3 protein-coding genes are annotated in these 2390 nt (G+C 67.8%); 2 read left to right on the top strand and 1 reads right to left on the bottom strand.

Features of this window, described 5'->3' with window-relative positions:
- Window positions 1-61 precede the first annotated feature (61 nt).
- Entirely contained in the window at window positions 62-835 is a 774-nt protein-coding gene (gloB, locus tag H0U68_RS20950) for a hydroxyacylglutathione hydrolase (RefSeq protein WP_296358840.1), read from the bottom strand.
- 19 nt (window positions 836-854) lie between these two features.
- Between gloB and H0U68_RS20945 the strand changes: the two genes are divergently transcribed.
- Both H0U68_RS20945 and rnhA read left to right on the top strand, forming a co-directional pair.
- Window positions 855-1619: a methyltransferase domain-containing protein gene (locus tag H0U68_RS20945; RefSeq protein WP_296358839.1), complete on the top strand. Its 765-nt coding sequence runs from the start codon at window positions 855-857 to the stop codon at window positions 1617-1619.
- A complete protein-coding gene (gene rnhA, locus H0U68_RS20940) occupies window positions 1616-2059 on the top strand; it encodes a ribonuclease HI (RefSeq protein WP_296358838.1) in 444 nt (147 codons plus the stop codon). Before H0U68_RS20945 ends, rnhA begins: the two co-directional genes overlap by 4 nt.
- The last annotated feature ends 331 nt before the right edge of the window (window positions 2060-2390 follow it).

The raw sequence follows: 2390 nt of genomic DNA, 5'->3' as shown, positions 1-2390 counted from the left end.
GTCGGCGTCGCGCAACCTGCTAGTGCCAGGGCCAGCGCGAGGCCGAGAGTCTGAAACAACTTCATCTGAACGTGTTCTTCCATTCACGGACGGCTGCGAACACCGCCACGTCGTCGGCGGGATCGGTGCCGTTGAAGGCCTGCGCGGCCTGCCGGATGCCGGCTTCGCGGGTGCGCAGGAACGGGTTGATGCGCAGTTCCTGGCCGATGCTGGAAGGCAGTGTCGGGCGGTCCTGCGCGCGCAATTCTGTGCAGCGCTCGCTGTAATGGATCAGCTCGGCATTATGCGGTTCCACCGCCAACGCGAATTTCAGGTTGGATAGTGTGTATTCGTGCGTGCAGACCACCCGTGTGTCGGCCGGCAGGGCGGCCAGCTTGTCAAGCGAGGCGAGCATCTGCGCGGGCGTGCCCTCGAACAGGCGCCCGCAGCCGCCGGAGAACAGCGTGTCGCCGCAGAAAAGAAGGGGCCTGCCGTCGAATAAGTCACAGTAATAGGCGATGTGGCCGGAGGTATGGCCAGGCACGTCGATCACGGTGAAGGGCAGGCCGAGCACCTCGATGCGGTCGCCCTCGGCCAGGCGCGTGACGGGTTCGGGGATGGTTTCGCGCGCCGGACCCCAGACCTTGGCGCCGGTGGCGTCGCGCAGCGCGTCGACGCCGCCGATGTGGTCCGGGTGGTGGTGGGTGACTAGAATCGCCTCCAGCTGAAGGCCGGCTGATTGCAGGGCGGCCTGTACCGGCCGCGCGTCGCCGGGGTCCACCACCAGGGCCCGGTTTCCGTCATCCAACAGCCAAAGGTAGTTGTCCTGGAACGCGGGCAGTGGGGTCAAGTTCATGAGCGAGCAGATTATAGGAATGCGTCAGTGGTTTGAAACCCCTGCGGGCCGCTACCTGCTCGAATGGGAGCGCGAGGAGTTCGACCGGGTGGTCGGCGACATCTTCGGCTACCACGCGCTGCAGCTCGGGCTGCCGGAGATCGACGCGCTGCAGGCCAACCGCATGCCGCACAAGTGGCTGGCGCTGCGCCACCCGCCGGCGGCCGAACACCAGCCCAAGGCGGCCATCGTCACCGATTTCGCCGCCCTGCCGTTCGAGGAGAACAGCATCGACCTGCTGGTGCTGCCCCACACGCTGGAGCTGAGCGCCGACCCCCATGCCACGCTGCGCGAGGTGGAGCGGGTGCTGGTGCCCGAGGGCAGGGTGGTGGTGTGCGGCCTCAATCCGGCCAGCCTGTGGGGCCTGCGCCAGCGCCGCGCGCACCTGTACCGGCGCCTGGGCTTCGGCGAACTGTTCCTGCCCGAGGCGGGCGAATTCATCGGCTACTGGCGGCTGCGCGACTGGCTGCGGCTCCTGAGCTTCGAGGTGGAGGCGGGCGACTTCGGCTGCTGGCGCCCGGCCCTGTCCAGCGAGCAGTGGCTGGGACGCTTCGACTGGATGGACCGCCTGGGCAAACGCTGGTGGCCGATCTTCGGCGCCGTTTATTTCATCGTGGCGGTCAAGCGGGTGCGCGGCATCAAGCTGATCGGCCCGGCCTGGAAGCAGGCACCCGCGCGCGCCGCCGCACCGGTGCCTGTCGCGAACCGCAGCCACCGCCACCGACATCACCGAACGCATCCATGAACCAGGTGGAGATCTACACCGACGGGGCCTGCAAGGGCAATCCCGGTCCCGGCGGCTGGGGCGTCCTGCTCAAGTCCGGCACCACGCAAAAGGAGCTGTACGGCGGAGAGCCCAGCACCACCAACAACCGCATGGAGATGATGGCGGTGATCCAGGCGCTGGAGGCGCTCAAGCGCCCCTGCGCGGTGACGTTGTACCTGGACAGCCAGTACGTGCTGAAGGGCATCACCGAGTGGCTGCCCGGCTGGAAGGCCAAGGGCTGGCGCACCGCCAGCAAGCAGCCGGTGAAGAACGTGGAACTCTGGCAACGCCTGGATGCTCTGCTTCTGCAGGGAGGCCACAAGGTGGACTGGCGCTGGGTACGTGGCCACAACGGCGACCCCGGCAACGAGCGTGCCGACGCGCTGGCCAACCTGGGTGTGCAGAGCATCGGTCGCTGACGCTTGGCGGTAAAGATCGAGTAAAGAGCCTGCGTGGGCGCTCCCACCGCGCGGACATCAGGGGCTGCGCGGATGGCATGGTCCCTGCGTGCTGCTACATTGCCAAATGCCAGCACGGTTACATCCGGTGACCTCCTGCGCCCCATTCGACGGATACAGCTTTTGATGGCATCGAAGGTTCTCTACACCGCGGTCGCGGTGGCCGGCATCGCCGCGGCTTCCGGCGCCGCCTGGTGGTTCCAGCGCCCGTCAGCCAAGCCCGCCACCGATGTCGCGCTTGCGCCCACGGGCGGCGCCCTAGGCTCCGGCGCGGCACCCGCGGCAGGCGGTG

It is taken from the genome of Ramlibacter sp. (assembly GCF_013697775.1).
Taxonomy (GTDB): domain Bacteria; phylum Pseudomonadota; class Gammaproteobacteria; order Burkholderiales; family Burkholderiaceae_C; genus Ramlibacter.
This window is presented reverse-complemented; position numbering and strand designations above follow the sequence as displayed.